Source organism: Amycolatopsis sp. NPDC114484, assembly GCF_055633755.1.
Window position 1 is genome coordinate 23,398 of the sequence record NZ_JBVKDQ010000011.1, and the last position, 23,170, is coordinate 46,567.

The 23,170-nt window shown below is 70.6% G+C and carries 20 protein-coding genes; 14 read left to right on the top strand and 6 right to left on the bottom strand.

What is annotated here, in order from left to right:
* Positions 1-89 precede the first annotated feature (89 nt).
* The 6 genes from ACZ7SW_RS25560 (at position 90) to ACZ7SW_RS25585 (ending at position 6,178) form a co-directional block, all read left to right on the top strand.
* Positions 90-1,121 carry a ParA family protein gene (locus ACZ7SW_RS25560; RefSeq protein ID WP_470232887.1) on the top strand — a complete coding sequence of 344 codons (1,032 nt, stop codon included), beginning with the start codon at positions 90-92 and terminating at the stop codon, positions 1,119-1,121.
* Entirely contained in the window at positions 1,118-1,534 is a 417-nt protein-coding gene (locus tag ACZ7SW_RS25565; protein WP_470232888.1) for a cobyrinic acid a,c-diamide synthase, read from the top strand. The genes ACZ7SW_RS25560 and ACZ7SW_RS25565 overlap by 4 nt, the downstream gene beginning before the upstream one ends.
* On the top strand, positions 1,534-2,580 hold the full coding sequence (locus ACZ7SW_RS25570) for a segregation and condensation protein A (protein WP_470232889.1): 1,047 nt from the start codon (positions 1,534-1,536) through the stop codon (positions 2,578-2,580). The genes ACZ7SW_RS25565 and ACZ7SW_RS25570 overlap by 1 nt, the downstream gene beginning before the upstream one ends.
* Positions 2,577-3,470 carry an SMC-Scp complex subunit ScpB gene (scpB, locus tag ACZ7SW_RS25575; protein WP_470232890.1) on the top strand — a complete coding sequence of 298 codons (894 nt, stop codon included), beginning with the start codon at positions 2,577-2,579 and terminating at the stop codon, positions 3,468-3,470. Before ACZ7SW_RS25570 ends, scpB begins: the two co-directional genes overlap by 4 nt.
* Complete coding sequence (locus ACZ7SW_RS25580) at positions 3,460-4,212, top strand: pseudouridine synthase (RefSeq protein ID WP_470232891.1); 753 nt, start codon at positions 3,460-3,462, stop codon at positions 4,210-4,212. Before scpB ends, ACZ7SW_RS25580 begins: the two co-directional genes overlap by 11 nt.
* Positions 4,213-4,300: 88 nt before the next feature.
* Positions 4,301-6,178 carry a Xaa-Pro dipeptidyl-peptidase gene (locus ACZ7SW_RS25585; RefSeq protein ID WP_470232892.1) on the top strand — a complete coding sequence of 626 codons (1,878 nt, stop codon included), beginning with the start codon at positions 4,301-4,303 and terminating at the stop codon, positions 6,176-6,178.
* A gap of 235 nt (positions 6,179-6,413) precedes the next feature.
* Here ACZ7SW_RS25585 and ACZ7SW_RS25590 read toward each other — a convergent pair whose 3' ends face one another.
* Genes ACZ7SW_RS25590 through ACZ7SW_RS25600 form a run of 3 tightly spaced genes read right to left on the bottom strand, consistent with a single transcriptional unit; the run spans position 6,414 to position 8,491 of the window.
* The gene (locus ACZ7SW_RS25590) at positions 6,414-7,604 is read right to left on the bottom strand and encodes a cation:proton antiporter (protein ID WP_470232893.1); all 1,191 of its coding nucleotides are present in this window, start codon (positions 7,602-7,604) and stop codon (positions 6,414-6,416) included.
* Positions 7,604-8,086: a cation:proton antiporter regulatory subunit gene (locus ACZ7SW_RS25595; RefSeq protein WP_009079551.1), complete on the bottom strand. Its 483-nt coding sequence runs from the start codon at positions 8,084-8,086 to the stop codon at positions 7,604-7,606. The genes ACZ7SW_RS25590 and ACZ7SW_RS25595 overlap by 1 nt, the downstream gene beginning before the upstream one ends.
* Before the next feature lie 36 nt (positions 8,087-8,122).
* Complete coding sequence (locus ACZ7SW_RS25600) at positions 8,123-8,491, bottom strand: DUF4267 domain-containing protein (RefSeq protein WP_470232894.1); 369 nt, start codon at positions 8,489-8,491, stop codon at positions 8,123-8,125.
* A gap of 230 nt (positions 8,492-8,721) precedes the next feature.
* Between ACZ7SW_RS25600 and cmk the strand changes: the two genes are divergently transcribed.
* From cmk to ACZ7SW_RS25625, 5 genes are all read left to right on the top strand, one after another.
* On the top strand, positions 8,722-9,447 hold the full coding sequence (gene cmk / locus ACZ7SW_RS25605) for a (d)CMP kinase (RefSeq protein WP_470233127.1): 726 nt from the start codon (positions 8,722-8,724) through the stop codon (positions 9,445-9,447).
* The gene (locus ACZ7SW_RS25610; protein WP_470232895.1) at positions 9,444-10,100 is read left to right on the top strand and encodes a lysophospholipid acyltransferase family protein; all 657 of its coding nucleotides are present in this window, start codon (positions 9,444-9,446) and stop codon (positions 10,098-10,100) included. Before cmk ends, ACZ7SW_RS25610 begins: the two co-directional genes overlap by 4 nt.
* A gap of 16 nt (positions 10,101-10,116) precedes the next feature.
* Positions 10,117-11,601, top strand: a complete 1,485-nt coding sequence (gene der / locus ACZ7SW_RS25615) for a ribosome biogenesis GTPase Der (RefSeq protein ID WP_470232896.1) — start codon at positions 10,117-10,119, stop codon at positions 11,599-11,601.
* Between the two features lie 273 nt (positions 11,602-11,874).
* On the top strand, positions 11,875-15,762 hold the full coding sequence (locus tag ACZ7SW_RS25620) for a Pls/PosA family non-ribosomal peptide synthetase (protein WP_470232897.1): 3,888 nt from the start codon (positions 11,875-11,877) through the stop codon (positions 15,760-15,762).
* 82 nt (positions 15,763-15,844) lie between these two features.
* Positions 15,845-17,200 (top strand): M1 family metallopeptidase, encoded by a 1,356-nt coding sequence (locus ACZ7SW_RS25625; protein WP_470233128.1) that lies wholly within the window; start codon positions 15,845-15,847, stop codon positions 17,198-17,200.
* Here ACZ7SW_RS25625 and ACZ7SW_RS25630 read toward each other — a convergent pair.
* A complete protein-coding gene (locus tag ACZ7SW_RS25630) occupies positions 17,131-17,454 on the bottom strand; it encodes a hypothetical protein (RefSeq protein ID WP_470232898.1) in 324 nt (107 codons plus the stop codon). The two genes, ACZ7SW_RS25625 and ACZ7SW_RS25630, sit on opposite strands and share 70 nt — an antisense overlap.
* Before the next feature lie 27 nt (positions 17,455-17,481).
* On the opposite strand from ACZ7SW_RS25630, the gene ACZ7SW_RS25635 reads away from it, so the two are divergent.
* Positions 17,482-17,826 (top strand): hypothetical protein, encoded by a 345-nt coding sequence (locus tag ACZ7SW_RS25635; protein WP_470232899.1) that lies wholly within the window; start codon positions 17,482-17,484, stop codon positions 17,824-17,826.
* Positions 17,827-18,016: 190 nt separating this feature from the next.
* Here the strand turns inward: ACZ7SW_RS25635 and ACZ7SW_RS25640 are convergent, their stop codons facing one another.
* Entirely contained in the window at positions 18,017-19,414 is a 1,398-nt protein-coding gene (locus tag ACZ7SW_RS25640) for an FAD-dependent monooxygenase (RefSeq protein WP_470232900.1), read from the bottom strand.
* A gap of 96 nt (positions 19,415-19,510) precedes the next feature.
* Here ACZ7SW_RS25640 and ACZ7SW_RS25645 point away from each other — a divergent pair, with 96 nt between their 5' ends.
* Complete coding sequence (locus ACZ7SW_RS25645) at positions 19,511-19,936, top strand: winged helix-turn-helix transcriptional regulator (RefSeq protein WP_470232901.1); 426 nt, start codon at positions 19,511-19,513, stop codon at positions 19,934-19,936.
* Here ACZ7SW_RS25645 and ACZ7SW_RS25650 read toward each other — a convergent pair.
* Positions 19,914-20,609, bottom strand: a complete 696-nt coding sequence (locus tag ACZ7SW_RS25650) for a DsbA family oxidoreductase (protein ID WP_470232902.1) — start codon at positions 20,607-20,609, stop codon at positions 19,914-19,916. The genes ACZ7SW_RS25645 and ACZ7SW_RS25650 overlap by 23 nt on opposite strands.
* 253 nt (positions 20,610-20,862) lie before the next feature.
* Between ACZ7SW_RS25650 and ACZ7SW_RS25655 the strand changes: the two genes are divergently transcribed.
* The gene (locus ACZ7SW_RS25655) at positions 20,863-23,157 is read left to right on the top strand and encodes a glycosyl hydrolase family 95 catalytic domain-containing protein (RefSeq protein WP_470232903.1); all 2,295 of its coding nucleotides are present in this window, start codon (positions 20,863-20,865) and stop codon (positions 23,155-23,157) included.
* The last annotated feature ends 13 nt before the right edge of the window (positions 23,158-23,170 follow it).

Below are 23,170 nucleotides of genomic sequence, written 5' to 3' on the forward strand. Positions count from 1 at the left end.
GCCCGTGCGGCCCGGCGCGGCGCTTTGCCGGGGCTCCGGAAATCCGCATAGGCTGCCGGAGACCCCGCCGAACAAGGAGCTTTCGCGCCATGTCGACACCGACCCCGAACCAGCCGGAGGACCCGGCAGCGTCCGCCGGCCCAGCCGGGTCCGCCGGGTCCTCCGGTTCGGCCGCGGCGAATCTCGAGCACGCGCGGATCGCCACCCCGGCGGACCACGAGGGCGACGAGCCGGAACGGCCGCTGACCCGCGCCGAACGCGCCCGGATGCGGGCGAAGGAGCGCGCGGAGAGCGGGATCGGGCCGACCGGGCGCCCGCTGCGCGAGATCCCCGAGCCGCCGCCGCTGGAGCGCCACGGCCCGGCGAAGGTGCTCGCCATGTGCAACCAGAAGGGCGGGGTCGGCAAGACCACGTCCACGATCAACCTCGGGGCCGCGCTCGCCGAATGCGGCCGCCGCGTGCTGCTGGTCGACTTCGACCCGCAAGGCGCGCTGTCGGTCGGGCTCGGCATCCAGCCGCACGAACTGGACCAGACGGTCTACAACGTCATCATGGAGCGCTCGGTCCAGATCGGGGACGTGCTCCGCAAAACCCGCGTCGACGGCGTTGACCTGCTGCCGAGCAACATCGACCTGTCCGCGGCGGAGGTCCAGCTCGTCGCGGAGGTAGGGCGCGAGCACACGTTGTTACGGGTCCTTCGTCCGGTGATGAACGACTACGACTATGTTCTTGTCGACTGCCAGCCCTCGCTCGGCCTGTTGACGGTGAACGCATTGACCGCCGCGGACGGTGTGATCATCCCCCTGGAGTGCGAGTTCTTCAGTCTGCGAGGCGTCGCGCTCCTGATCGACACGATCGAGAAGGTGCAGGAACGCCTCAACCCCAAACTGGACATCACGGGGATTCTCGCCACGATGTACGACCCGAGAACCCTGCACTCGAAGGAGGTCATGGCTCGCGTGGTCGAGGCATTCGGCGACACCGTGTTCGACACGGTGATCAACCGCACCGTGCGGTTCCCCGAGACGACGGTCGCGGGCGAGCCCATCACGACCTGGGCCCCCAAGTCCGCCGGCGCCGCGGCTTACCGCGCGCTGGCCCGCGAGGTGATCGCTCGGTGAGCAGGCGCGCTTCCCTGCCCGGAGCGTCGGAGCTCTTCCGCCTCACCTCCAGTCCGGCGACCCCCGCACTAGAACGCCCCGCCGTCCCCGCTCCGGCGGAACCGGTGGCCCCGCGCGGCAAGCCGAGCGCTCCCGCGGACACCGACCAGCTGGCCCGCAACGCGGCGCGCAGCGGCTCCGGGCGCACCAAGCACGACGCGAAGATCACCGTCTACGTGTCCGGCGAGGAACTGCTCGCGATGGAGCAGGCCCGGCTGAACCTCCGCGCCAAGCACGACCTGGTCGTCGACCGGGGCCGGCTGGTCCGCGAGGCGGTCGCCGTGCTGCTCGCCGACTTCGACCAGCGCGGCGAGGAGTCCGTGCTGGTGCAGCGATTGCGGTCCGACGGCGAGGACGGCGGAACCGAGGGCTGATGGACGAACCGGCATCGGCCGAGCTGCCGGAGCCGGAAGCGGCAGCCACCGAAAGCACTGCGAGCGCCGAAGATCCCGGCAGCTCCGCGGCCCCGGAAAGCCCGGCGGCCGCGGAGGTTCCGGAGGAGGCCGCCGCTCCGGCGGCGGAATCCCCGGAGAACGCCGGGTCTTCCGAGGCCCCGGCCGAGCACGAGACGGTGCACGGCGGCACCATCCCCGAGGGATACGCCGCCGCCGAGGAGAACTCGTCGAAGTTCAAGGTGCGGCTGCAGAACTTCGAGGGCCCGTTCGACCTGCTGCTGCAGCTGATCTCGCAGCACCAGCTGGACGTCACCGAGGTCGCCCTGCACACGGTCACCGACGACTTCATCGCCTACACCCGTGCGCTCGGCCCGGACTGGAACCTCGACGAGACCACCGAGTTCCTGGTGATCGCGGCGACCCTGCTCGACCTCAAGGCCGCGCGGCTGCTGCCCGCGGCCGAGGTCGAGAACGAGGACGACCTGGCCCTGCTGGAAGCCCGCGACGTGCTGTTCGCGCGGATGCTGCAGTACCGCGCGTACAAGCAGGTGGCCGCGCTGTTCGGCGAGCTGGAAGAAAGCGCGCTGCGGCGGTATCCGCGGTCGGTGGCGCTGGAGGAGCGGTACCTCGGGCTGCTGCCGGAGGTGATGCTGGGCGTCACGCCGGAGCGGTTCGCGGAGATCGCGGTCGCGGTGTTCCGGCCGAAACCGCCGCCGCAGGTGTCGATCGCGCACATCCACATGGGACGGGTGTCCGTCCGCGAGCACGCCGCGCTGCTGCGGCTGAAGCTCGCCGAGGCCGGGCAGGCGACGTTCAAGGAACTGACCTCGGACTGCGAGCACACGGTGGAGGTCGTGGCCCGGTTCCTCGCGCTGCTGGAGCTGTACCGCGAATCGTCGGTGCAGTTCGACCAGCTGGAGGCACTGGCGGAGCTGCACGTCCGCTGGACCGGCGGCAGCGTGGCCGAGGCGTCCGCCGCCGCCGAGCACGACCGCGCGGCGGCCGAGGAGGAGGAATACGGGTGAGCACCGAAGACGACCGCGCACCGGCGGAGGAGACTCCGGCCGCGGCGGTGGAGGAGACTCCGGCTGCTCCGGCGGAAGAGGCTCCGGCCGAAGCCGAACCGGCCGCGGCCGAACCGGTCGAGACGGACGGGACCGAGCCGGAAACCGCGCCGCAGCCGGAAAACGAGGCCGAGCCGGAGCCCGTCGAGCCGGAACCAGCGCCGGAAGCCGAAGCCGCGGAGCCAGCCGAAACTGAGCCGGAAACCGCCGAAGCCGCACCGGAAACCGACGGCTCCGCCGATGCCGAGCCGGAAGCCGAACCAGCCGACGACGAAGGGCTGGTCGCCGTCGACAGCGGCCTGCCCAGCGTCGAGAGCGACGAGGCGCTCGAAGCCGCGCTCGAAGCGCTGCTGCTCGTCGTGGACTCGCCGATCGGGGAGGATTCCCTCGCCGAAACGGTGCAGCAGCCGGTCGCCAGGGTGACCGTCGCGCTGCGCACGATGGCGCAGAAGTTCGCCGAGCGGGCCAGCGGGATCGACCTGCGGCGCGTCGGCGAAGGGTGGCGGTTCTACACTAGGGACACCTACGCCCCGTTCGTGGAGAAGCTCCTGCTGGACGGCCAGCGGTCGAAGCTGACCAGGGCCGCGCTGGAGAGCCTCGCCGTGATCGCGTACCGGCAGCCGGTCACCCGTGCCCGGATCGCCGCGGTGCGCGGGGTGAACGTGGACGGCGTGATCCGGACCCTGCTGGCGCGGGGGCTCATCGAGGAGATGGGCACCGACCCGGAGACCACGGGCACGCTGTACGTGACGACCGAGCTGTTCCTGGAGCGACTGGGGCTGTCGTCGCTGAACGACCTTCCCCCGATCGCTCCGCTGCTACCCGAAGTGGACACCATCGATGACATCTGACGAACACCCCGACGGCATCCGCCTGCAGAAGGTCCTGTCGCAGGCAGGCGTGGCGTCGCGCCGGGCGGCCGAGGACCTGATCGCGGCCGGCCGGGTGGAGGTGGACGGCGAGGTCGTCACCGAACTCGGCCGCCGCGTGCGTCCCGACGAGGCGGTGATCCACGTCGACGGCACGCGGGTCAACCTCCGCGACGACCTCGTGTACCTCGCGTTCAACAAGCCCAAGGGCGTGCACTCCACGATGTCGGACGACCGGGGCCGCCCGTGCGTCGGCGACTACCTGCGCGGCCGGTGGGAGGAGACCCCGGGCGTCGTGCACGTCGGGCGGCTCGACGAGAACACCGAGGGCCTGCTGCTGCTGACCAACGACGGCGACCTCGGGCACCGGCTGATGCACCCGTCGTACCGGGTGCTCAAGACTTACTTCGCGGAGGTCGAGGGCCTGGTGCCGCGCGGGCTGGGCAAGGAGCTGCGCGCGGGCTGGGAGCTGCCGGACGGGATCGTGAAGGTCGACCAGTTCCGGGTCAAGGACATGCATTCCGGCCGGAGCATGATCGAGCTGGTGATCCACGAGGGCCGCAAGCACATCGTGCGCAGGCTGATGGCGGCCACCGGGCACCCGGTGCGCAAGCTCGTGCGCACCGCGGTCGGCGACGTGCAGCTCGGCAACCAGCGGCAAGGCACGATCCGCAGGCTCAACCGCGGCGAGGTCGGCACGCTGTACCGAACCGTGGGACTCTGACCGGTTCCCCACTTTCGGCCCTGCTGCGGGGCTTGCCCGCCCGGCCAGAGTTGTCGAGACCCGACGACGACTCTGGAGGGCGACGGGAATGCGTGTGCTGACAGGGCTGTGCGCCGCCGCGGTGCTGGCCGCGACGGCCGCACCGGCGAGAACCGCGACGGAACCGCAGTACGATTACGCCGGGGCGATCCGCGAGACAGTGTGGGTCGACCTCGGCCGGGACGGCGACGGGGACGGCGTTCCGGACCGGGTCGCCGCGGACATCGTGCGGCCGAGGGAACCGGCCGAGGCGGGCAAGAAGATCCCGGTGGTCATGGACGCCAGCCCGTACTACTCCTCGGTCGGGCGCGGCAACGAAACGCAGTTCAAGACGTACGACGCGCAGGGCCGCCCGGTCGGCTTCCCGCTGTTCTACGACAACTACTTCGTGCCGCGCGGATACGCGACGGTGCTCGTGGACCTGGCGGGCACCAACCGGTCGACCGGCTGCGTCGACGTCGGCGGCAACTCGGACGTCCAGTCGGCCAAGAAGGTCGTCGACTGGCTCAACGGCCGCGCGACCGGCTACACCGCGAAAACCGGCGGCACGAAGATGTCGGCGGGCTGGAGCGACGGCGGCGTCGGGATGATCGGCAAGTCCTACGACGGCACGATCGCCAACGGCGTCGCCTCGACCGGCGTCGAGGGCCTCAAGACCATCGTGCCGATCTCCGCGATCAGCTCCTGGTACGACTACTACCGCTCGGACGGCGCCTCGTTCGGCTTCAACCCGGACGGGCTCGCGCAGACGGTCGAGCGCCGCAACGGCGGCCAGGATTGCTCGGCGCAGAACCGGAAACTCGCCGAGGGCGCGACCGAGAACGGCGACTACGGTCCACTGTGGGCGGAGCGCGACTACGTGGCGAACGCGAAGAACGTGCGCGCCAGCGTGTTCATCTCGCACGGCGTCAACGACCTGAACGTCATGCCGATCAACTACGGCCAATGGTGGGACGCGCTCGCCGCGAAGGGCGTGCAGCGCAAGATCTGGCTCGCCCAGACCGGCCACGTCGACCCGTTCGACTACCGCCGCACCGAATGGGTCGACACCCTGCACCGGTGGTTCGACCACTACCTGATGGGCATCGACAACGGCATCGAGAAGGAACCGATGGCGACCGTCGAGCGCCAGCCGGACCAGTGGGCGAACGAAGCGACCTACCCCGCACCCGGCACGAAGGCCACGGTCCTGCGTCCGCAACCGGGCCGCACGCCAGGCGTCGGCACGCTCGGCACCGCAGGCGGCCGGGGCACCGCGTCGTTCACCGACAACCCGCAGACAGGGGAGAACGAGTGGGCGGCCAACCCGTCGGCCACGTCGGCGAACCGCGTCCTCTACAGCACTGCCGCGCTCACCTCGCCGGTTCAGGTCTCGGGCACCTCGTCGATCACCGTGACGGCCACGCCGAGCACCTCGACCGCGCGGCTGTCGGCGATGCTGGTGGACTACGGCCCCGCGACGATCCGCAACTTCTCAGGCCCCGGCGAAGGAATCGTGACCGGCACGGACCGCACGTGCTGGGGTTCGAGCACCGACGGCGACAGCGCTTGCTACAAGGTGACCAGCGCGGACACGAAGAACGTGGACTACACGATCATCAGCCGCGGCTGGGCGGACCTGGCGAACTACCAATCCCTGAGCCGCGAAGCGCGGCTCACGCCAGGCAAGGCGTACACGATGACGTTCCGTCTCGCGAGCACAGACCACGTCGTCCCCGCCGGACACCGGCTGGCACTCGTGATCGGCGGGACGGACAACAGTTTCATCACCGCCCCCGCGAACCCGCCGAAGCTGACCATCGACCTGGCCAAGACCTCGGCCCAGGTCCCCTTGACAGGAACGGTCCCCGCGCGCCCGTGGACGGAATCCGCCGCCGCAAGCCCGCTGGCACACGTCCCCGCCACCGCTCGCTTCGACCTGCGCTAGACAAAAGCCGTGAGGGGAACCCTGAGGGAATCAGATTCCCTCAGGGTTCCCCTCACGGACGTTCGGCCGGTGTTCCCTTCACAGCCCACCCGCAAAAACCCGCAGCCAATGCACCCACGCATCGAGGCACCCAGCCCCTCCCACGCACCCCGATACGAAGACCCCCGAACCGTCAGCACAATCAAGCTTCGGGGTGCCCCACGCGACCACGCCCCCAGCGAAAACCCCCACCGCCTCACCCAGCAGCAACAGTCTCCTTAGCCGCGGCCTTCCGCTGCAACGCCTTCGCGATCGGCTCAACCACCCGAGCCGCAGTAGGCCCAAGAATCGCCATCAACAACACATAAGCAGTGGCCAACGCGGCAAGCTCCCCATCCACCGCCCCAGCAGTAACCGCCAACCCAGCGATAACGATCGAAAACTCCCCCCGAGCAACCAGCGCCGCCCCGGCCCGAGCCCGCCCCAGCCGCCCGATCTTCTGCCGCCGAGCAGCCCACCACCCGGTAGCCACCTTGGTCAAAGTGGTCACCACAGCAAGCACCGCGGCCCACCCGAGCACCGGCGGAATAGACGCCGGATTCGTATTCAACCCGAACACCACAAAGAACATCGCCGCGAACAGATCCCGCAACGGCTCCAGCAACCGAGTCGCGTTATGCGCGGTCGACCCCGACACCGCGATCCCCAACAAGAACGCCCCCACCGCCGCAGACACCTGCAACGCCGAAGCGATCCCAGCCACCAGCAAGGCAGCACCAAGGATCTTCAGCAGGAAAACTTCCCGGTCGTCACTGTCCACCAGCGCCGACACATACCGTCCGAACTTCAGCGCGATCACCAGCACCACAGTGATCACCAGCAGCGAAATCCCGACCGCCTCCAGCCCGCCGAGCAGGCTCACCCCGCCCAGGATCGCGGTCAGAATCGGAAGATACAGCGCCATCACGAGGTCCTCGAACACGAGGATCGACAGCACGACCGGCGTCTCGCGGTTGCCGAGGCGTCCCAAATCGCCGAGAACCTTCGCGATGATGCCGGACGACGAGATGTACGTGACGCCCGCCATGACGAACGCGCCGATCGGGCCCCAGCCCAGGATCAGCGCGACCGCCGCGCCGGGGGCGGCGTTGAGCACGATGTCCACCAGGCCCGCGGTCCACGACCGCCGCATGCCGGTGAACAGTTCGGCCGCGGAGTACTCCAGGCCGAGCAGCAGAAGCAGCAGCACCACGCCGATTTCGCTGGCGAGGTGGGCGAAATCGCCGATGTCGGCGAGCGGGATCAGGCCGCCGGAGCCGAAGCACAGGCCGCCGAGGAGGTACAGGGGGATGGGGGAGAGGCCGATCCGGCCGGCGAGCCTGCCCAGCGCGCCGAGCACGAAGAAGACCGCGCCGAGTTCGACCAGGGAGAGTGCGGTGTGGTCCATCAGCCGTGCTTGAGGATCTTGGCGGCGGCTTCCAGTCCCTCGGACGTGCCGACGACGACGAGCAGGTCGCCGGCGGTGAAGAGGAAGTCCGGCGTCGGCGACGGGTGCACCTGCCCGGCCCGCATCACCGCGACGATCGAGACGCTGGTGCGCGTGCGCATCGCGGTGTCGCCGAGCGAACGGCCGTCGAACGGGCTGTCCGCGGTGATCGGCAGCTGCTTCGTGTTGATGCCCGGCAGCTCGCGGTGCTCCTCGTTCAGCTGCGCCACCAGCTGCGGCGCGCCCAGCAGGTTCGAGAGCGCGCCCGCCTCGTCCGCGGTCAGCGGCAGCGACGCGAGGCAGGCGTCCGGATCGTCCGATTTGGAGACGATCAGCTCGATCTTGCCGTCCCGCTGGGTGACGACGCCGATGCGGCGTCCCGCGCGGGTGGCGAAGTCCTTGCGGACACCGATTCCGGGAAGGGGGGTGACTTCGACGTTCACGTCAGCCACGGTAACTCATTGTCCGATTCGCGGAGTTCAGCCCAGCAGGAACAGCGCCGCCGTCACCGCCATGAACGCGGCGGTCGCGCCGTGCACGCCGTAGGCCATTCCCTTCTTCCCCTTGTGCCGCAGGATGATCAGCATGTCGCAGAGCGGCATGACGGTCGCGGCCAGCAGCAGCCAGCCGACCAGCTGCGGGCTGCCCGCCAGCATCGCGACGCCGAGGATCAGCCCGGTGCCGAGGTCGCGGTCGCCCTTGATCTCGAAGAACGCCGTCGAGCCGGTCGGGATCTCCCGCAGGCCGAACGTCGCGGCGGTCTTCGCCGGGGCGAACAGATAGGTGAACCCGACGTAGATGATGCCGAGGACGGGGATGGCGGCGAGGACGTAAGCGGTGATCAGCACGGGGACCCTCCAGGAAAGTTAGCGTCGCTAGGAACAAGTGCAACGCTAACTTAGCGACGCTAGCTTGTCTAGCGATGGCCGAACATTCGCCGGGGCACCGGCTCGCGCTGCTGGCCCGCTGCGCGGCGGACACCGCCTGAAGTGCCGAGACCGGCTACCGGCAGAATGAACCGGACTGGGTGTGCGGGACGAACGTGAGGAGAACATCGGTGACGGGAGCCCTACGTGGGGTGGTCGCGCTGGACGGCCCGTCGGGAACCGGCAAGACCACGGTGGCGCGCAAGCTCGCCCGCCGGCTGAGCGCCCGCTACCTCGACACCGGAGCGATGTACCGCGTCGTCACGCTGGCCGTGCTGCGGGCCGGGGTCGACCTCGCCGACGAACACGCCGTCGGCGCGCTCGCGCACGACGTCGACTTCTCGCTCGGCACCGACCCGGAGCGGCCGGACGTGCGGCTGTCCGGCGAGGACGTGGCCGCCGAGATCCGCGGCCCCGAGGTGACCGGCGCGGTGTCGCCGGTGTCGGCCGTGCCGCAGGTGCGCGAGGTGCTCGTCGCCCGCCAGCGCCGGATCATCGCCGACGCGGTCACCGGCGACGGCGGGATCGTCGTGGAGGGCCGCGACATCGGCACCACCGTCGCGCCGGACTCGCCGCTCAAGATCTACCTCACCGCGTCGGCCGAGGTCCGCGCCGCGCGGCGGAACACCCAAGACTCCGCAGCGGGCCGGGCCTCGAGCGTCGAGGCCGCCCGGGAATCGGTGGAGCGCCGCGACCGGATCGACTCCACCCGCACCGCTTCGCCGCTGCGCGCGGCCGAGGACGCGGTCCAGGTGGACACCTCCGAGCTGACGATCGACCAGGTGATCGTCGCGCTGGCCGAACTCGCCCGCGGGCGGGGGCTGCTCGGCGACTGCCCGGCCGAACCGGCGGCCGCCGAGGCGGGGGTCAGCCGGTGAGCGGCGCCCTCCCCGAGGGGGCGAACGGCCTCCTGCACGACATCGGCCGGATCTCCGGGCGGTATTATCTGCGTCCGGCGTTCCGGATCCGGGTGCACGGCCGGGACCGGGTGCCCTCCGACGGGCCGCTCGTGGTGATCGCGAACCACAGCTCGAACGTCGATCCGCAGCTGGTGATCGGAATGCTTCCGCGGCGCAGCGCGTTCTTGGCCAAGGCCGAGCTGTTCAAGGGGATCGGCGGCCGGTTCCTGCGGGCGATCGGCCAGATCCCGGTCCGCCGGGGCGAGATCGACCGGACGCCGCTGACCACGGCGGTCGGGGTGCTCAAGGCGGGCGGGGCGGTCGGGATCTTCCCGGAAGGCACGCGCGGCGAGGGCGACGTCGGGGCCGCCGAACGCGGCGCGGCGTGGCTGGTGCGCGCTTCGGGAGCCACCGTGCTGCCGATCGCGATCCGCGGGTCGCGCAAGCCCGCCGACGGCAAGCGCCGCTGGCGCCCGCGCGTGGACCTCCTCTTCGGGGAGCCGTTCGCGCTGAAGGTCGGTCCGGGCCGCAAGGGCCTTGACCAGGGCACCGAAGAGCTGCGCACGCAGCTCGCGGCGCTCGTGCAGTCTTTGGACGATTGGCGCGGCGAACACGGGTTCGCCACGCCGTAGGCGAAGTTGGGAAACGATGACAGGGTTTGACGCCGCCGCCGACAGTGCGGTGGACGGGCTGGGCGAGGTCGACGGGAGCTGGTCCGACGAGTCCGAGTTCGCCGCGCTCGACGCACGGATCGAGGCCGAGGAGGCGGACGGCCGGGCGGCCGCCGCGCAGCCGGTGCTCGCCGTGGTCGGCAGGCCGAACGTGGGCAAGTCCACGCTGGTCAACCGCATCCTCGGCCGCCGGGAGGCGGTCGTGCAGGACGTGCCGGGCGTGACGCGCGACCGCGTCGCCTACGACGCGTTCTGGGCCGGTCGCCGGTTCACGCTCGTCGACACCGGCGGCTGGGAGCCCGACGCCACCGGCCTGCAGGCCTCGGTCGCGGTGCAGGCCGAGATGGCCATGCAGACCGCGGACGCGGTGCTGCTGGTCGTCGACGCGACGGTCGGGGCCACCGCCACCGACGAGGCCGTCGCGCGGGTGCTGCGCCGTTCGAAGAAGCCGGTGCTGCTGGCCGCGAACAAGGTGGACGACGACCGGCTGCTGGCCGACACCGCGTCGCTGTGGTCGCTGGGCCTCGGCGAGCCGTACCCGGTCAGCGCGCTGCACGGGCGCAGCTCGGGCGACCTGCTCGACGCCATCATGGCCGCGCTGCCCGAGGCGCCGCGCGAAGCGGGCGCGGTGACCGCCGGGCCGCGCCGCGTCGCGCTGGTCGGCAAGCCGAACGTCGGCAAGTCCAGCCTGCTCAACCGCCTTTCCGGCGAGGAGCGCTCGGTGGTCGACTCGGTCGCGGGCACCACCGTCGACCCGGTCGACTCGCTGGTCGAGCTGGACGGCGAGGTCTGGCGGTTCGTGGACACCGCGGGCCTGCGCAAGCGCGTCAACTTCGCCGACGGCGCGGAGTACTACGCCTCGCTGCGGACCAAGACCGCGATCGACGCGGCCGAGGTCGCGCTCGTGCTGCTGGACGCCTCGGAGCCGCTGTCCGAACAGGACCTGCGGGTGCTGACGATGGTGGTCGAGGCGGGCCGCGCGTGCGTGCTCGTGTTCAACAAATGGGACCTGGTCGACGAGGACCGCCGGCACGCCATGGTGCGCGAGCTGGACCGCGGCCTCGTGCGGGTGCCGTGGGCGGAGAAGGTCAACGTCTCCGCGCTCACCGGGCGCGCGGTGCGCAAGCTCGCGCCCGCCCTGCGCACGGCGCTGTCGTCGTGGGACCAGCGCGTGTCGACCGGCCAGCTCAACGGCTGGCTGTCCGATCTCGTCGCGGCCACGCCGCCGCCGGTGCGCGGCGGCAAGCAGCCGAAGGTGCTGTTCGCGACGCAAGCGGGCATCCGCCCGCCGACGCTGGTGCTGTTCACCACCGGGTTCCTCGAGGCCGGGTACCGCCGGTTCATCGAGCGGAAATTCCGCGAGCAGTTCGGCTTCGCGGGAAGTCCCGTCCGGGTGAATGTGCGCGTCCGCGAAAAGAAGCAGAAGCCGAAGGCGGGCGGAAAAGCGGCCCGCAACCGCTGATTTCTTTCCCGGCCAGGGAATTCCCGGCGAAACCGATTCCCCGGGATTCCCTGGCCGGACCTGCGGGTGGTGACGTCCGACACGCGGCCGTTACCCAGACGCGACCTTGGCTTGATTGCCGCGTAAGGTGGACGGTCGCTACGGGCGCCTCATTCGGACGGCAAGCCCGAATGACGCTCGCGAAAGGTGAGTGATGGGCTTGCGCGCCCAGAGTTCGATCCTGTTCACGTCGTTCCGGAATACCGGAGCGCGCCCGGCCGCCGAGGTGGCCCGGTGACGCTGACCGCCGATTCCGGCAGCACCGAAGCCCTGACCCTCGCCGTCGAGGCCGCGCTCTCGCCCGCTCTGTTCGAGACCGAGGCCGCGAAGGCCGAGCGCACCCTCCTGGACATCCTCACCGCCACTGCGGAGAAGCACCCGAACGCCGCCGCGCTCGACGACGGGACCGGTCCGCTGAGCTACCGCCGCCTGACCGAAGAGATCGACGCGTACGCCCGCAAGCTGCGCGAACACGGCGTCGGCCTCGGCGACCGCGTCGGCATCCGGATCTCGTCGGGCACCGCCGAGCTGTACGTCGCGATCCTGGCGACCCTGTCGGTCGGCGCGGCGTACGTGCCGGTCGACGCGGACGACCCCGGCGAGCGCGCCGAGCTGGTGTTCGGCGAGGCGGGCGTCGCCGCGATCGCCACCGACGGCGAGATCACCGTCGCCGGGACGCCGAGCGGCGCCACCGGCCAGCCCGGCCCGGCCGACGACGCGTGGATCATCTTCACCTCCGGCTCCACCGGCAAGCCGAAGGGCGTGGCGGTCACGCACGCCTCGGCGGCGGCGTTCGTGGACGCCGAAGCACAGCTTTTCCTGACCGACGAGCCGATCGGCCCCGGCGACCGGGTGCTGGCCGGGCTGAGCGTCGCGTTCGACGCCTCCTGCGAAGAGATGTGGCTGGCCTGGCGGCACGGTGCCTGCCTGGTGCCCGCGCCGCGCGCGCTGGTGCGCACCGGGGTCGACCTCGGCCCGTGGCTCGTCGCGCAGGGCATCACCGTCGTGTCGACGGTGCCGACGCTGGCCGCGCTGTGGCCGGCGGACGCGCTGGAAGACGTGCGCTTGCTCATCTTCGGCGGCGAAGCCTGCCCGCCGGAGCTGGCCGAGCGCGTGGCCGTCGAAGGCCGCGAAGTGTGGAACACCTACGGCCCCACGGAGGCGACCGTTGTCGCCTGCGCCGCGCAGATGACCGGCGAGGGCCCGGTGCGGATCGGCCTTCCGCTGCTCGGCTGGCAGCTCGTCGTGGTCAACGAAGAGGGCGAACCGGTCGCCATGGGCGAGACCGGCGAGCTGGTCATCGGCGGGGTCGGGCTCGCCCGGTACCTCGACGCGGAGAAGGACGCGCAGAAGTTCGCGCCGCTGCCGTCGATGGGCTGGGAGCGCGCCTACCGCAGCGGCGACATGGTCCGCGCGGAACCGGAAGGCCTGCTGTTCCTCGGCCGGCTGGACGAGCAGATCAAGCTCGGCGGACGCCGGATCGAGCTGGGCGAGGTCGACGCGGCGCTGCAGGCGCTGCCCGGCGTGCGCGGCGCGGCCGCGGCGGTCCGCCGCACCAAGGCGGGCAACCAGGTCCTGGTCGGCTACATCGTCCCCGAGGACGGCGAAACCCTCGACACCGACGACGCCGCGACCCGGCTGCGCGCGCAGCTGCCCGCCGCGCTGGTGCCGCTGCTCGCGACGATCGAGGACTTGCCGACCCGCACGTCCGGCAAGGTCGACCGCGCCGCGCTGCCGTGGCCGCTGTCCACTGTGGACGCGAGCGCGGCCGGACTGTCGCCCACCGAGGCGTGGCTGGCCGAAGGCTGGAGCGAGATCCTCGGCGTGTCGGTGAGCAACGCCGGTGCCGACTTCTTCACCAACGGCGGCGGCAGCCTCACCGCGGCGCAGCTGATCGCGCGCATCCGCACCCGGCACCCCGAGGTGTCGGTCAGCGACATCTACCAGCACCCGAAGCTCGGCGCGCTGGCCGCGAAGCTGGACGCGCTGAGCAGCGAGGAGACCGAGCGCCGCGAGATCGCGCCGACGCCGCGCCGCGCCGGGCTCGTGCAGACGCTGCTGATGATCCCGCTGACGGGTCTCGTCGGCCTGCGCTGGACCACGCTCGCCGCCGCCTGCTCGAACGTGCTGGCGCTGCTGGGCGTCTCCTGGGCTCCGACGCTGAACTGGGCGTGGCTGGTGCTCGCCTGGCTCGTGCTGTTCACCCCGGCGGGCCGGATCGCCATCGCCGCGGGCGGCGCGCGCGTGCTGCTGTCCGGGGTGCGCCCCGGCACCTACCCGCGCGGCGGCAGTGTCCACTTGCGACTGTGGACCGCCGAGAAGCTGGCCGAGTTCAGCGGTGCGGACAGCGTGGCCGGTGCGTCGTGGATGACCACGTACGCGAAGGCGCTCGGCGCGCGGATCGGCAAGGACGTCGACCTGCACTCGCCGCCGCCGGTCACCGGTCTGCTGAAGGTGGGCCGCGGCGCCGCGGTGGAGCCCGAGGTCGATCTGTCCGGCCACTGGGTCGACGGCGACGTCGTGCACATCGGCAAGATGCGGATCGGGGCCGAGGCCCGGGTCGGCGCGCGCAGCACGCTGTTCCCCGGCGCCCGGATCGGCAAGGGCTCGGAGATCGCCGCCGGTTCGACCGTGCGCGGCGCGGTCCCGGCGGGCCAGCGCTGGGCCGGTTCGCCCGCGGTGCGCTCGGACGTCAAGGACGCGCTGAAGTGGCCGTCGAGCCGCCCGCCGCGGTCGCGGTTCTGGGCCTCGGTGTACGGCGTCACCTCGGTGTTCCTCGGGCTGCTGCCCGGGATCGCCGCGCTGCCCGGCGTCGCGGTGATCGGTTACGCGGTGTCCGGCACTTCGAGCCTGGGCGCCGCGCTGGGCCAGGCGCTGCTGTTCGTGCCGGTCGCCACCGTCGCTTACTTCCTGACGTACGCGCTGCTCGTGCTGGCCGGTGTCCGTGCGCTCGGCGTGGGCATGGTCGAGGGCTACCACCCGGTGCACGGCCGCGTGGCGTGGCAGGTCTGGGCCACCGAGCGGTTGATGGGGATGGCCCGCGAAGGGCTGTTCCCGTTGTACGCCAGCCTGTTCACGCCGGTGTGGCTGCGGCTGCTCGGCGCGAAGGTCGGCCGCAACGTGGAGGCGTCCACCGTGCTCGCGCTGCCGAAGATGACCAAAGTGGACAGTGGAGCGTTCCTGGCCGACGACACCATGGTCGCCACCTACGAACTGGGCCACGGCTGGCTGCACGCCGCCCCGGCGCGGATCGGCAAGCAGGCGTTCCTCGGCAACTCGGGGATGACCGCGCCGGGCCGTTCGGTGCCGAAGCGCGGGCTGGTCGGGGTGCTGTCCTCGACGCCGGCGAAGGCGAAGAAGGGCTCGTCGTACCTGGGGATGCCGCCGCTGCCGGTGCGCCGCGCGGTGGGGGAGAGCGACACCAGCCGCACCTACACGCCGCCGCTGCACCTCAAGGCGGCGCGGGCGCTGGTCGAGCTGTGCCGGATCCTGCCGGTGATGTGCGCGGTCGCGCTGACCGCCGGCGTCGCGTTCGCACTGGCGGCGCTGGCGGCGTGGGGCGGCTTCTGGGTCGCCGCGCTGCTGGCCGGGCCGGTGCTGCTGGCCGCCGGGATCGTCGCGGCGCTCACCGCGACCGCGGCGAAGTGGCTGCTGGTCGGGAAGTTCCGCGAGATCGACCACCCGCTGTGGAGTTCGTTCGTGTGGCGCAACGAATTGGCCGACACGTTCGTCGAGGCGCTCGCGGTGCCGTGGCTGATCGGGTCGCTCGGCGGCACGCCGCTGCTGCCCGCGTGGCTGCGCACGATGGGCGTCAAGATCGGCCGCGGCGTGTGGCTCGACACCTACTGGCTGCCCGAGTCCGACCTGGTCTCCCTCGGCGACGGCGCGACGATCAACCGCGGCTGCGTGGTCCAGACGCACCTGTTCCACGACCGGATCATGACCATGTCGCGGGTGACGCTGGAAGAGGGCGCGACGCTCGGCCCGCACGGGATCGTGCTGCCGGGCGCGAGCATCGGCGCGCGCACCACGGTGGGCCCGGGCTCGCTCGTGACGCGCGGCGACGCGGTCCCCGCGGACTCGCGCTGGCTCGGCAATCCGATCTCGGCCTGGCGGCGGTGAGGGCACGACCGTTGCGGGACCCGTCGCGGCGCCTCATCCTGGAAAAGATCACGGCGGCGGGCGAAGGCGGGTTTCGGTGCGGGTGAACGGGAAAGCGGCCGCGCCCGGAGCGGAGACCTCCGGCGACGGGTACCTGCCCGCGCACGGGAACGGCGGCTACCGGGTCCGGCACTACGACCTCGATCTCGACTACCGGATCGGGCCGAACCGGCTGTCCGCCACGGCGGTGCTCACGTGTGAGGCCACCCAGGCGCTCTCGCGGCTGACGCTCGACTTCGGCGAGTTCCGGGTGTCGCGCGTGCTGGTGGAGGGCAAACCGGCGAAGTACGTGCGGCGCGGGCTGAAGCTGCAGGTCAAACCGGCGCGGTCGGTGCCGGCCGGTACCGAGTTCGAGGTGGAGGTCCGCTACGCGGGCAACCCTCGCCCGGTGAGCAGCCGGTGGGGCGACATCGGCTGGGACGAACTGACCGACGGCGCGCTGGTGGCGAGCCAGCCGGTGGGCGCGCCGTCGTGGTTCCCGTGCAACGACCACCCGGCGGACAAGGCGACCTATCGGATCGCGGTCGCCACCTCGTCGCCGTATCTCGTTGCGGCGACGGGGAATCTCGTCTCGCGGTATCAGTCGGCGAGCACCACGAAGTGGGTGTTCGAACGGCCGGAGCCGACCTCGACGTACCTGATGAGCGTTCAGATCGGCCGGTACGAGGACCTCGAATTGATCTCCGGGGCCTGGGTTCCGGAGATCGCGGTCGACCGGCCGGGCGGCGTCGTGCAGCGGGCCGCGGTGCCGCCCCGGCTGCGCCGCGCGTTCGCGCGGGACTTCGGCCGCCAGGGCCGGATGATGGACGCGCTGGAGGACTGGTTCGGGCCGTACCCGTTCGGCGAGTACGTGGTGGTCGTGACCGACGACGACCTCGACGACCCGATCGAGGCGCAGGGGATGGCCATCTTCGGCGCCAACCACGTGGACGGCAAGCGCACCCACGAGCGGCTCGTGGTGCACGAACTGGCGCACCAGTGGTTCGGCAACAGCCTGACTGTCGCGGACTGGCGGCACATTTGGCTCAACGAGGGCTTCGCTACTTACACCGAGTGGCTGTGGTCGGAGCGGGCCGGCGGCGAATCGGCGGAGGCGTTGGCCCGGGCGTGGTACGCGCGGGTGCGAGCGAAGCCGGCGGACGTGACTATCGGCGACCCTGGCGTGGCGCGGATGTTCGACGAGCGGGTGTACAAGCGTGGCGGGTTGACGCTGCACGCGCTGCGCGGGGAGATCGGCGATCCGGCGTTTTTCGCGCTGGTGAAGGCTTGGGCGGTGGAGAACCGGCACGCCGCGGTGACGACGGAGCAGTTCGTGTCGCTGGCGGAGTCTTATGCGGGGCGGTCTTTGCGGGAGTTTTTCTCGGCTTGGCTGGAGCGGGTGGAGTTGCCGTCGCTGTGAGCCGCGGTCTCGCCCGCGGCGGGAAGTGCGGAATCCGGTTCCTCTTTCTCGTTCTTGACGCGAATCTCCTCGAGGACGGTTGCCGGGCTTGTCAGCAGGTCTGGGCGGCGTAGGAGAATAAGCTGCTGAGCGGGGCTCAGTTGCTGGACGACCAGCACTCCGTCCGTCTTCACGATGAGCAGCGCGCCGATTCTGAGCACCGCGTTGGAATAGGGCGACAGCGAGCTCAAGACGGGTGCCAGGTTGGACATCATGGTTGAGGTGACGTTCGCGTCTGTCGCGTGAACCAGCCGCGCCGCGGCGGCGTGCGTCGCGATTTCCTGGATGTCTTGGCCTGCCGGGGACTTCGAAAAGAAGACGATTTTGGCGCGCAGGTGCCGGAACCAGGACTTGACGACCGGATCGCTCCGGTCGAAGATCTGGCCGTTCAGGCGATTGACGAACTCCTCGACCGACTTCTCGACGCGCGGCGCGCCTTGTTTTTCGTCGAGGTAAATGGAAATCCGGATCGCCCGTATTTCTCATTGTCCGCGTTTGTCTTCCGTGCTCTGGAAAGCTTTGGTCCAGGTGCTCGCGGCGGGTTCCTGGCCCTGTTCGTCGCTACGGTGATGCTTGGGCTCCGCTGAGTGTTGAGGCGGGATCAGGTCCGCAGAATCCGCGCCTCTTTCAGGTTCGGATTCCGGGTGTTCTTCGGTATCTGGAGCTGCTTCCCGGTTCCCTCTCTCGTGGGTGTTCATGAGAACATTTTCCGGGGAGCGGCATCGTGAGGCTATCCGTCAAGTGATGGCTCTTTGTAAGCATCCGCGCGGCGTTTTGTCAGATCAGGGGCAGTTCCGCCATCGCGTCAGCCAACTGCTCGGCAGTGTCCCCGGCGGCCCACACGTGCCCGTCCGGGCGCACCAGCACGGCGGCGGCCGGCCAGGGCAGCTCGGTCTCGTACAGCGAGAGGTCCGCACTCTCGGCCAGGTCCTTCAACGCCGGAGTCGCTTCCCGCGCCAGCAGCACTGGGCGGCCCTCGCGCAGCAGGTGCAGTTGCTCGCGGGTAGCCGGGAAGCGCTCGCCCGCCAGGGGATGCGCACCCGGGTAGCGCACGTCGAGCGCGGTCACCGTGTTGGCCAACGCGGTCGCCACGTCCGGATGGGTGCGCAGCAGCTCCGCCAGGAACCGGCGCAGGGACTGGCCCTCCTCGGTGGTGGCGGTGATCAGGGCGGTCTGGGCCTTGGTGTGTTCGCCGAGGGCCACGCCGACGGGGCGGCGTTCCCGGTGGTAGGTGTCCAGCAGGGCCGCGTCCGCCCGGCCCTGCTGGACCGCGGCCAGCTTCCAGCCCAGGTTCATCGCGTCCTGCAGGCCCACGTTCAGCCCGACGCCGCCCGCCGGGAAATGCCGGTGCGCGGCGTCGCCCGCCAGGAACACCCGGCCCTTCCGGTACTCCGCCGCGAGCCGGGTGGCGTTGCCGAAGCGGGACAGCCACACGGGGGAGTGCGGGCCGAAGTCCGTGCCCGCGATCAGGTTCGCCGTCTCCCGCAACGAATCCAGGGTCGGGGTGCGGGCGGACGGGGCGTATCCGGTCACGCGGTACCGCCCGCCGGGGAGCGGGACGACGATCAGCGCGCCGTGTTCGTTGTGCCAGAAGCCCGGCCGCTCCGGCGGGTCGGTCAGCTCGACGTCGCCGAGGAAGCCCAAGACGGTCGAGCCGGTGCCAGGGAAGTCGATGCCCGCCGCCCGGCGCACGGTGCTGCCCGCGCCGTCCGTGCCGACGACGTGGTCCGAGGTGATCTCGTACTCGCCGTCCGGGCCGCTGACCCGCAGCGTCACGCCGTGTTCGTCCTGGCGCAGCCCGGAGACCTGGTGTCCGCGCCGGATTGCCGCCCCGAGGCGCACGGCGTGCTGTTCGAGCAGTTCCTCGGTGCGCAGCTGCGGGTGCGCGAGCAGGAACGGGAACGGCGTGGCCAACTCCCGGAAGTCCAGGCGAGCAGGCAGCATGCCGAAGTGCCCGTCCGGCATGGGCAGCCCGCCGTCGAGGAAGGCCTGTTCCTGCGCGCGCATCGCCAGTACCTCGATCGTGCGCGGGTGGACGGCCAGTGCCTTCGAATGCGGGCTGCGCTGTTCGGCCCGTTCGAGGACCAGCGGCCGCCCGCCGCCCAGGGCGAGTTCGGCCGCGGTCCACAGCCCGACCGGGCCCGCGCCGACCACGATGGTGTCGTGTGCGTTCACGGTATTGGATTCCTTTTCGAGTAGATGGAGAGCCGTGGATGCGAGCGGGCATTACATACTGGTAGTGCGGTTACATCCAGCGGAGAGGGAATCGAGATGGCGGCAGCGCGGCAGATCAGCGGTCCGTGCCAGGCATGGCCGGAGGACAGCGCCTTCATCCGGGAGGTGCTCGACCGCATCGGCGACAAGTGGACGGTGCTGACCATCAGCACTCTGAGCGCCGGCTCGCTGCGCTACTCCGACTTGCAGGCGAGCATTCTCGGGATCTCCCAGCGGATGCTGACCCAGACGCTCAAACATCTCGAGCGCGACGGCCTGCTCACCCGGACCGCGTACGCCGAGGTGCCGCCGCGAGTGGAGTACGAGCTGACGGATCTGGGCCGGTCCCTGCTGGACGCGGTGACCGCCATGGTGGGCTGGGCCGCCGCCCATCATGGCGAGATCGCCGGCAACCGGGCTGCCAGCGAGCTGACCGGAGTCGGCCGGGCCAAGGCCGCGGTCAGCGCGTCGGCTCGCTCATGACCCCCGCGCTCGGCGCCGGACCGGCCACCCGCTCCAGCAACTGGGCGTAGACAGCGACTTTCTGTGCGCCCGGTGCGGCCACCCGGCGGTCGAGGACAACCAACGGAACGCCGGTCGCGCCCAGCTCGATTCCCTCCCGGCGGTCGGCGCGCACGCGGTTGGCGTACTCGTTGCTCGTGAGGATCTCGTGCACTCGACGCCCGTCCAGTCCGGCCGACTCCGCGACGCGTGCCAGGGCCTCCGGGTCGAAGGGGTTGAGGGCGCCCGCGAAGAAGCCGTCTTGCACGCCGGAGAAGAACGTGAACCCGAGGCCCTGATCGTTGGCGTACTGGACCACGCGGTGCAGGTCGAAAGTGTTGGCGTTCAGGCGGTTCAGGGAGTACTCGAGCCCCTCCTGGCGAGCCATGGCTTGCATCTCGCGCTCCGCCCGGAGGACGTGGGCGGCGGTGCCGCCGTGGGTCCGGACGAAGCTCTCCGCATTTTTCTCCAGCTTCCGCGGCGCCTTCGGGTCCAGCTCGAAGGAACGCATCGTGATCGTGAACCGGTCCGCGTCCGGGCGCTGCGAGAGCGCGGACTGGAGCCGGTTCTTGCCGAGGTAGCACCAAGGGCAGCCCAGGTCGGCCCACACCTCGACGACGACCGGCGCCCCCTGGGGTCTTGCCTGCTCGACCATCTTCCTCACCTCACTAGTAGTGCGTAACACCATCATGGGTGAGTAATGGAGGGCTTGCAAAAGGCACTTTCACGTGCGTGGCCGCCGCTTCCGATATTTCACATCCTTGAACGCGCACCTGCTCCATCCCAGTCATCGGATGTCTGTGCGGCTTTCCGGGTGAACGGCTCTGGCTTTCGCCTGCTGTGTCTGGATATATTCCGCTCGCCCTACGTCGGCGAGGGCGAAACGTAATATGAATCCGGAGGGCGTCATGGTCGGGGTGTCACGGCGGACGGTGCTCCGATCCGTATCGATCGCCGCTGGAGCGGCGGCGTTCGGCGGGCTCTGGGCGCAGGGCGCGCCGCCTGGGCTGGCCGCCCCGCGCAGCCCGCACCGGGATGTCGCCATGGACGCGCGGATGCGCTGGCAGCGCTTGCCGAAAAACTGGCAGGAAGCGCCGTTCCTGGCCAACGGCTACCTCGGCGTCCAGGCTTATGCCGGGCAGACGCCGCAGGTGCTGAAGTTCATGCTCAGCCACACCCAGGTCCAGGACCAGCGCATCCAGTGGGAAGCCGGAATCGGGCTGTCGCGGCTGCCGATCGGCGCGATCACGCTCACCTTCGCGGGAGCGATCACCGGCGTCGACTGGACGCTCGATCTGTACAACGCCGAACTCGGCGGCACCATCACCACCACGCGCGGCCAGATCGCGTTTTCCGCCGTGGTGCACAACGATCTCGGCGTGCTGCTCGTCTCGCTCGATCCGAGTGCGGGCGAATCCGGGGCCACGTGGGGCTTCGCGCCGTTGGTGTCGGCGACGACCCGGACGGTGCGCAAGCCGCCGGAGTACACCGCGAATCCCGAACCCGAGCAAACCGACGGCTACTGCGCGCAGCCGTTGACCGCCGGTGGCGGGTATACGACGGCGTGGCGGGAGAAGCGAGTCGGCACGAAGCGGTTGCTCGCGGCGGCGGTCGCGTATTCGTTCCCGCGTTCCACGCACACCCGCGACGCCGTGTCGCTGGCCGGGCGGAGCATCGCGATGAACCCGGATCTGCTGCTCGCCTGGCATCGCCGGTGGTGGAACAGCTTCCACCAGCGCAGTTTCGTGTCCGTGCCGGACAAGCAGGTCCAGCGGTTCTACTGGATCCAGCTGTACAAGATGGCCTCGGCCACCCGCGAGGACGGCCCGGTGGCCGCCGAATGGGGGCCGTGGTTCCCGGAGGTCGGCAACAGCTGGACGGCGGTGTGGTGGAACCTGAACGTCCAGGTCACCTATCCGATCGTGAACAGCACGAACCACCCCGAGCTGGACGCGGTCACCGAGACGTTCCGCCGCGACCACGCCAACCTGGAGGTGTCGGTTCCGCCTGCTTACCGGGACGGCGACACCTATGCCCTCTCGCATCCGGGGGATTGGCGGCTGCGGCCGGGCGGCGTCCGGACGGTCGGCGTTCCGGGGACGACGTCCAAAACGGACCAGACCGGGAACCTGTTGTGGGGCTTGCACAATGTCTGGCTCGCGTACCGGCATCACCTCGACCAGTCGGTGCTGCGCGACGTGCTGTACCCGACGCTCGCGAAGGCGCTCAACTTCTACCGGCACTTCCTCTTCACCGGTCCGGACGGCCTGCTGCACCTGCCGCTCACGCGGTCGCCGGAGTACGCCGACGCGGCTGACTGCACCTATGACCTGTCGTTGATCCGCTGGGCGGCGACGACGCTCGTGGACTCCGCGCGGATTCTGCGGCTGAACGAGCCGCGAGTGCCGATGTGGCAGGAGATCTCGGCGAAACTCGTTCCGTACCACGAAGATCCGGCCGACGGCGTGCTGATCGGGGACGGCGTCCGGCTCGCCGATTCGCACCGGCACTTCTCGCATCTGCTCTGGCTGTACCCGTTGCGGGAGCGCAACTGGGAGCGGCCCGCCGACCGGGACGTCATGACCCGCACGTTCCGGCATTGGTCGGCGGACCAATCGGCCTGGCACGGCTACAGCTACGCGGCCGCGTCGTCGATGAACTCGGTGATGGACCAGCCCGAGGAAGCCTTGCGGTACCTGAAGTTCTTCCTCGACCGGAACATCGTCGCGGACACCGAGCTGACCGCGAACACGATGTACCGCGAGGGCTCGAACTTCGCCATCGAAAGCCCGATCACCGCGGCACAGTCCGTTGTGGACATGGTGCTGCAGGGTTCCGGGGGAGTGGTGAAGGCGTTCCCGTCGGTGTCGGCGAAGTGGCCGGACGCGTCGATCGCCGGGCTGCGCACCGAGGGCGCGTTCCTGGTGGACGCGTCGCGGCGGCGGGGAGCGACGGAATTCGTCCGGGTGCGCAGCGAAGCCGGTGCGCCGCTGGTGCTGGACCACGGCATCGACGGCGACCTCGACGTGCGCGACGAATGGGGCCGGCGGTTGTCGTGGCGTCCGGTGGGGCCCCGGCGGATCACATTGGAATTGCGGCGGGGCAGCACGGTCACCGTCACCCCGCGCGGGGCCCGGCCGGACTTCGGGCCGCGTGACGTCCCCTCTCTCGGCGCTGTTCCGGCCTGGGGTTTGCCTGACTAGAAACGAGGAGGTT

Bases quoted from the DNA above. Each gene is read 5' to 3' on its own strand.
- ACZ7SW_RS25560 (WP_470232887.1), top strand. From the start codon at position 90: ATGTCGACACCGACCCCGAACCAGCCGGAGGACCCGGCAGCGTCCGCC.
- ACZ7SW_RS25570 (WP_470232889.1), top strand. From the start codon at position 1,534: ATGGACGAACCGGCATCGGCCGAGCTGCCGGAGCCGGAAGCGGCAGCC.
- ACZ7SW_RS25580 (WP_470232891.1), top strand. From the start codon at position 3,460: ATGACATCTGACGAACACCCCGACGGCATCCGCCTGCAGAAGGTCCTG.
- ACZ7SW_RS25585 (WP_470232892.1), top strand. From the start codon at position 4,301: ATGCGTGTGCTGACAGGGCTGTGCGCCGCCGCGGTGCTGGCCGCGACG.
- ACZ7SW_RS25590 (WP_470232893.1), bottom strand. From the start codon at position 7,604: ATGGACCACACCGCACTCTCCCTGGTCGAACTCGGCGCGGTCTTCTTC.
- der (WP_470232896.1), top strand. From the start codon at position 10,117: ATGACAGGGTTTGACGCCGCCGCCGACAGTGCGGTGGACGGGCTGGGC.
- ACZ7SW_RS25630 (WP_470232898.1), bottom strand. From the start codon at position 17,454: ATGATGTCCAACCTGGCACCCGTCTTGAGCTCGCTGTCGCCCTATTCC.
- ACZ7SW_RS25645 (WP_470232901.1), top strand. From the start codon at position 19,511: ATGGCGGCAGCGCGGCAGATCAGCGGTCCGTGCCAGGCATGGCCGGAG.
- ACZ7SW_RS25650 (WP_470232902.1), bottom strand. From the start codon at position 20,609: ATGGTCGAGCAGGCAAGACCCCAGGGGGCGCCGGTCGTCGTCGAGGTG.
- ACZ7SW_RS25655 (WP_470232903.1), top strand. From the start codon at position 20,863: ATGGTCGGGGTGTCACGGCGGACGGTGCTCCGATCCGTATCGATCGCC.